This is a genomic window from Caldicoprobacter sp. (genome assembly GCF_047459465.1).
Lineage (GTDB): Bacteria > Bacillota > Clostridia > Caldicoprobacterales > Caldicoprobacteraceae > Caldicoprobacter.
Genome location: NZ_VSCO01000114.1, coordinates 1 through 6,003 on the forward strand (window position 1 = coordinate 1; position 6,003 = coordinate 6,003).

Below are 6,003 nucleotides of genomic sequence, written 5' to 3' on the forward strand. Positions count from 1 at the left end.
GGCCTGTATAGTCCGTATGTTAAATATAGCGAATATGATAAAAGGAGTATTATGGGGATAGGTGAGATGAATAACGGGAGATTTAAATACGTACCTATATCGCGATTTCTCGATATTATTAAGGGGGAGTTGCTATAACCTCGTCATTTTGGCCATTCGAGCTGCGGTAAAACGAATTTGCTAAACATCACTCGGTGGCCTTGATCATTATACCTGATCTTTAACAGTGAAAATAAGTACAAAAAATTTGATGTTGTAGCAGGAATTTTCTCTTTGGCGACGAATTTCATCATAGATTGATAGGTCTAAAAGAAACAACGTAGTGAGATTCTCAATAATATTTCTTCTTTGAAGATGGGTCTTTTTTTATTGTGTTTTTTGATGATTGGTGCCTAATACATTGTAGGCCGCTGATTAGATGCCGTCAAAGAAGAGCACGAAGAGATTGAGTATGATAAAGCGAGCAGCGCAGGTTTTATATGATACAGAGGAGGTAATGTAAATGGCGCTATGGTTGGTGCGTGCAGGTAAGCACGGTGAGCGGGAAGATCTAGCATTGACTAAAAATTTGCTTCTTCCTGGCTGGGATGAGCTACCTGATCTTTCCCATATCAATACCCGCCAAGAACTTTTAGAATTATTGGGGAAGACATATCCTGAAGAAAAGCCCAAAACAATTCGAAATTGGACAAGCCAAATATGGCCCTTCCTTAAAGAAATGCAGGAGGGGGATTTGGTAGCACTACCTTTAAAAAGCCGTTCAATAATTTTTATTGGTAAAATAAATGGTCCATATAAATACCTTCCTGACCTTCCTGAAGGTGCAAGGCACACTCGCTCTGTAAAGTGGCTACGAGAGTTGCCCAGGAGCGCATTTGATAAGGATATTCTCTACTCTCTAGGGGCATTTATGACTGTTTGTCGTATTCAGAGGAATAACGCAGAGGAACGGGTTCGAGCATTACTGGCTGAAAAGCCGATTTCCGCAATTACACAAACGGATTTTCCTGACCAAACTGAAGGGGAAACTCCTGTAGACTTAGAGCAATATGCTCGTGATCAGATACGTGATTATATAGCTCGAAAGTTTAAAGGGCATGACCTTGCTCGCCTTGTAGGAGCTGTATTGGAAGCTCAGGGATATAAGGTACAGATTTCTCCTGAAGGGGCAGACGGTGGTGTGGACATCATAGCCGGGTATGGTCCGATGGGTTTTGATCACCCCAGGTTAGTGGTACAAGTTAAGTCAGGAGATGCACCTGTAGATGTAAAAATAATTAGGGAACTACAGGGAGTAATGAAAAATTTTGGAGCCGATCATGGTTTAATTGTAGCGTGGGGAGGATATAGAAGCTCCGTTCCTAGGGAAGCTTCACGGCTCTTTTTTGAACTCCGGCTCTGGGATGCCGATGATTTAATTAAAGCAATTTTAGCTACCTATGAAAGGTTACCTGATGCACTCCAAACAGAACTCCCATTAAAACGGATTTGGACGCTTGTGCCCGAAGAGGAGGAATGAGATTTACTATTGGAGGTAGCTATTCACTTACAGCAATTTCATCTTTAAAGGATCGGACAGACTTTATTTGGAATGACGTATTGACGGGATTCAGAACGCTAAAATCTGGGAATGACCAGGCCATATTTACGAAACTGGACCATATGTAAAAGTAAGCTGGAAAAGCGATAAGACGTGCGATACAAATTTTTCATGAGATTAAACTCTATGAATGTCCCAGCCGAGATAGAAGGATACCATAAGGCCTTAACCATGCAAATAGAGTTATACCTTGAAATGGCAGAAATAATGATTAAAGTGTTTGAGAATATGAACACGGATTTAAGCAAATCAGGCTTAAACATAGAGGAACAAATGCGGCTTATACAAGAGCTTAATACAAAATCACAAGCATTTAACCATTACAACCGATTAGGACATCAGGAACTCATAAGAGCCTTTGAACAAGGCGGAATAAAATATGAAATAGTAGGCGACAAAATAAAATATTACCGTGATTAAACAATGTATCGACTAAGCCACAAATTATGACAGTGGAGCAATTTAGTCGTATTTTAGCAGATGCTCGGCAACTTGTGGAGTGTTTAGAGATGGATGGACTTTGGCTGACAATTTCTGGGGGAGAACCATTGACAAATAACTGGATATGGGACATGCTTCAGTTGGCTCAAGGGCCGGATATTAAAGGTATCGCAATTATCACTAATGGTACACTTATTAACCAAGAAACAGCAAAGCTTATGGAATCTTTAGGTATCTCTGAGGTCATGATATCCCTAGATGGAGCTAGTGCACAAACCCACGATGCTATCAGAGGACAAGGTTCGTTCGCCAGGGCCATGAGAGGCGTAGAGATACTATATAGTACAATCAGAGCTTGATATCTCTTACGAAGAGCATTTACGAATTATGAAGCTTGTTAGAGAACTCGATACCAGGTATTTTAGACAGGCTTTTGCAGTATATTATAATGTCCCGTATTACCCTCTTACTGACCCCATCTCTCCCTATTTGGATCTGAGCACAGCTTGTCCTTGGGGGCGTACTAACCTAACTATTACTGCCGATGGCTCAGTCTTTCCCTGTTTATACAGTCGAGATTTGTGTTTAGGAAATATTTTTGAGCAATCTCTAATCGTTCTTTATCACTCATCTGTGCTGGAAGGAGTTCGTAACGGATCGCTACTTGCTGAACCGTGCCGTTCTTGTTTATACCGCGAATTCTGCGGGGGGTGCCGTGCTAGAACGTACTATCTTACTGAAGACTGGTTTGCTACGGATCCCTGGTGTCCCCTTGTCAGGGGTTTGACTGAGGAGCAAATTAGAGTTTTTCCATCCAATTTACCAAAGGAAAAGGTAGGAGGATATTGACATGACTGAACATTCAACTAATGGAAAAATACTCTATACCTACTACATTCGCCGTTATATTATTGCTGTATGCCTTATAGAGTTTTTTGCTTTTAAAATTCTTGATCCTTACTATATTCAATTTATGACTACAGAAAAGGGACTCGAGTTAACACCTACCCAATTTGGATTTTTTGTATCACTTGCCTCAGCGGTGACCTCTGCTATCGATTACCTGACTGGAGCTTTTGCAGACCGGCTGGGCCGTAGGCTCTCTTGGGGATTGGCAATGTTTTGCTATGGTGCAGGAATGTTATGGCTCAGCTCGATTTCTGCCTTTGGTCCTGCACTTGTTACAGCTGTATTAATGGGAATTTCCTATGCTTTTACGAGCGGTACACGGGAAGCATGGCTCTATGATAGTGTTGGCCAAGAAGGGACAAGGAAAGCTTTTGGTAAGCTTTACCTTTACTCTATTCCATTTACTGCAATAGGAATGGTGGTAGCATATATTCTGGGAGGCCTTGGCAGCTTGCGTATTCCAATTGCTTTGACTGGTGTTATCATTATAGCCGATGGCTTGTTTATCATGACCTTTCCTGAGAACTATGGGAATTACCGCCGCCGAGGGTGGTTGGAAATACTCAAAACGGGATTTTATCAGTTTTTAGAAAGTCGTGTTCTATGGATTACAGCAGTTCAGAGTTTTTTCTTTACACTTCCCACTTGGATCACAAGTGCCTGGTGGATTACTTACATGGTGGAACAGTTTGGGGTTGACCTGAAAGGGACGGCTTTTGCTTTTGGTGTTACTTCATTGGCTGCAGCAGTGACAGGTTTTTATATTTGCAAGATAAAAATCACCGATTACCGGAAACTAATTCTTTGGCCAACACTATTATCAGCACTTGCCTTTTTATTAATGCCGTTAGTTCATGTGCCTTGGGCTTTTGTGGCCTTAGTTATTGTTGCGATTGCTTCCAGTTATTTGAGGGGGAGTGGTATTACCCTTTTAGAAAATGAACAGATCAGCGTCGAACGGGCAACAGCACTATCTTTTTTGAATACTCTTCGTAGTGCTTTCTGGGCAGTAGCTCCTCTCTTATGGGGGACTCTTATCTCAGCTTTGGGGCTTAAAGTCACGTTCTTTTTTGCAGGAGTAGCTTCGCTGATTTCCTTGTTTTTGTTAAAACTTGCGTTAGTGCTAAGAGGTGAAGATTCATGAAACAGATTGTTGTACCCGATAGACCTTAGCACTTGTCTTGGGATCTTACTACAGCATGTCATCTCCATTGTAACTTTTGCTACAACACTGAAAGAAAATCACATCCAACCGAAACACGAGATCTAATTGAAACAATACTTGACGATGAGACGCACCTTTTTTACATACTGGAGCACGAACGTACACACCTCCGCAGGAAGGACTATCTCATTAAACCCCTTGCTTTTCTTGTCCTAATTCTCCACTGGTTTAACTCGATTATGTGGTTGTCTTTTGCGCTCATGAGTCGAGATATGGAGATGTCTTGTGATGAAAGCGTTCTGCGAAGAATGGGACAGGACGCCAAGGTTGGTTACTCCAGCTCTCTACTTTCACTTTCCGTTAAAAGAAGCGGACTTTTTGCGGTTAATCCTCTGGCCTTTAGTGAGAGCAATGTAAAGGCAAGGATTAAAAATATATTGGATTATAAAAAGCCTGCGTTTTGGCTGGTATTTGTTTCAGTAGTAGTCGTTATAGGCGTTGGCATTGCAATGATATCAAACCCTAACGTTGTAGATTTGTCTTCAAAGAGTCCGGATACTTCAGAAATACCGCATAATGATCCGTCTAATATCGTTTCTCAACAAAAAGAACAGGAAGAAATACAAAATAAAACACCATCAACTGATGCAGGGGATAGCCCGCAGGATCAGCATAGCTCAACTTTTAATGAAGAAAATGAAGAGCAGGAAGAAATAAAAAATGAGATACCCCTAACTGATGCAGAAGGCGACCAACAGGATCAGCACAGCTCAACTTTTGATGAAGAAAATGTCGGAACCTTGTTAAGCCAACCGATTGAGGATAAGGTGTGTTTAGGGATATTTCCCACCGAGCAATTTCGCAGGGAATTATATTATGTGTTAAACGATGAAGCCCAACAAAAACTTATTCCAATGTTGAACAATTTAGAAAAAAAGTGATGTACCTCACGGTATCTATAATGATCGATATCATCTTGGCATCAACATCGTGTACCAGGGATTGGAATGGCGAATCTTAAATGATGGTTCCCTACATCACTATTCTTGGTCAGAAGAAAGAGGGACAACCGAATATTTTGCTGTAAACAAGGAGCTTTGCGAGATAGCATTAGAAATCGCCGAACGAGAATTGGGCATTGTACCTTTTGATCCCATGACAATAAAGAATGTTACAAGTGCTGAGTTTACGTTATATACAGGTGGTAGAGTGTATAAACAGACAGTCACGGATAGAGAGGCTCTATCCATGATGGAAAAACTATTTTCTGAGGCAGAAAACTTTATAGGTACTAAATGTCCTTATACTGGTATTATGACATTAACTTTAGCTGACGGCAAACAAATAAAGCTTTTAATGGCTACGGACGATTGCTGTATGTATTTTGTCAATGGCATGTATTTTAATTACGAACCCGCGGAAGTTCGAGGAAAGGGAGATGGAATACTTAATAATATCATCTTTGATTATTTCGATAAGATTCTGTTTCCGTAATAGGGGAGGAATGCATGGTTATACTACTGAAAAAGCTTTGTTCAATGAGTGAAAGTCATAGTTTATATTTTCGTTAAACCATACGGAATATTATGAACAATGTTGTTTGAAGTGAGGCTGTAAAATATTTTGTGTAAATATGGACTCCTTCTATGTTAGAATATAAAAGCATAGGAGGAGTTTTTGTATGGCAAGAAAAAGAATTATAACACCGGAAAAGAAAGAACTTATTAGTAGACTCATTGCAGAGTACAACATTAAAACAGCAAAGGATTTACAGGGAGCATTGAAAGATCTGCTGGGCAATACAATCCAAGGAAGGGGAGAAGTCGAAAGAGGAAGTATAGGCGTGTAACCAGACGGATAAGATATGTTGAAGCAAAGCGGATGAGAG

Annotated in this window: 8 protein-coding genes; all 8 read left to right on the top strand. The window is 40.6% G+C overall.

From position 1 onward, the window contains the following. Positions 1–502: 502 nt before the first annotated feature. Entirely contained in the window at positions 503–1,519 is a 1,017-nt protein-coding gene (locus tag FWJ59_RS07395) for a restriction endonuclease (protein WP_414481312.1), read from the top strand. Positions 1,520–1,711: 192 nt separating this feature from the next. Next, positions 1,712–2,020: a hypothetical protein gene (locus FWJ59_RS07400; RefSeq protein ID WP_414481313.1), complete on the top strand. Its 309-nt coding sequence runs from the start codon at positions 1,712–1,714 to the stop codon at positions 2,018–2,020. A 152-nt stretch (positions 2,021–2,172) separates the two neighbouring features. Beyond that, positions 2,173–2,400, top strand: a complete 228-nt coding sequence (locus FWJ59_RS07405; protein ID WP_414481318.1) for a radical SAM protein — start codon at positions 2,173–2,175, stop codon at positions 2,398–2,400. Positions 2,401–2,428: 28 nt separating this feature from the next. Further along, a complete protein-coding gene (locus tag FWJ59_RS07410) occupies positions 2,429–2,890 on the top strand; it encodes an SPASM domain-containing protein (protein ID WP_414481314.1) in 462 nt (153 codons plus the stop codon). Between the two features lies 1 nt (position 2,891). Beyond that, complete coding sequence (locus tag FWJ59_RS07415; RefSeq protein WP_414481315.1) at positions 2,892–4,094, top strand: MFS transporter; 1,203 nt, start codon at positions 2,892–2,894, stop codon at positions 4,092–4,094. Positions 4,095–4,126: 32 nt separating this feature from the next. Next, the gene (locus FWJ59_RS07420; protein WP_414481316.1) at positions 4,127–5,056 is read left to right on the top strand and encodes a M56 family metallopeptidase; all 930 of its coding nucleotides are present in this window, start codon (positions 4,127–4,129) and stop codon (positions 5,054–5,056) included. A gap of 49 nt (positions 5,057–5,105) precedes the next feature. Beyond that, positions 5,106–5,609 (top strand): hypothetical protein, encoded by a 504-nt coding sequence (locus FWJ59_RS07425; RefSeq protein WP_414481317.1) that lies wholly within the window; start codon positions 5,106–5,108, stop codon positions 5,607–5,609. A gap of 187 nt (positions 5,610–5,796) precedes the next feature. After that, positions 5,797–5,964 (top strand): hypothetical protein, encoded by a 168-nt coding sequence (locus FWJ59_RS07430; RefSeq protein ID WP_156925034.1) that lies wholly within the window; start codon positions 5,797–5,799, stop codon positions 5,962–5,964. Positions 5,965–6,003 lie beyond the last annotated feature (39 nt).

What these genes read in the sequence shown, in the direction of transcription:
- FWJ59_RS07410 (WP_414481314.1), top strand. Translation starts at nt 2,429, where the DNA reads ATGAAGCTTGTTAGAGAACTCGATACCAGGTATTTTAGACAGGCTTTT.
- FWJ59_RS07395 (WP_414481312.1), top strand. Translation starts at nt 503, where the DNA reads ATGGCGCTATGGTTGGTGCGTGCAGGTAAGCACGGTGAGCGGGAAGAT.
- FWJ59_RS07430 (WP_156925034.1), top strand. Translation starts at nt 5,797, where the DNA reads ATGGCAAGAAAAAGAATTATAACACCGGAAAAGAAAGAACTTATTAGT.
- FWJ59_RS07405 (WP_414481318.1), top strand. Translation starts at nt 2,173, where the DNA reads ATGCTTCAGTTGGCTCAAGGGCCGGATATTAAAGGTATCGCAATTATC.
- FWJ59_RS07415 (WP_414481315.1), top strand. Translation starts at nt 2,892, where the DNA reads ATGACTGAACATTCAACTAATGGAAAAATACTCTATACCTACTACATT.
- FWJ59_RS07400 (WP_414481313.1), top strand. Translation starts at nt 1,712, where the DNA reads ATGAGATTAAACTCTATGAATGTCCCAGCCGAGATAGAAGGATACCAT.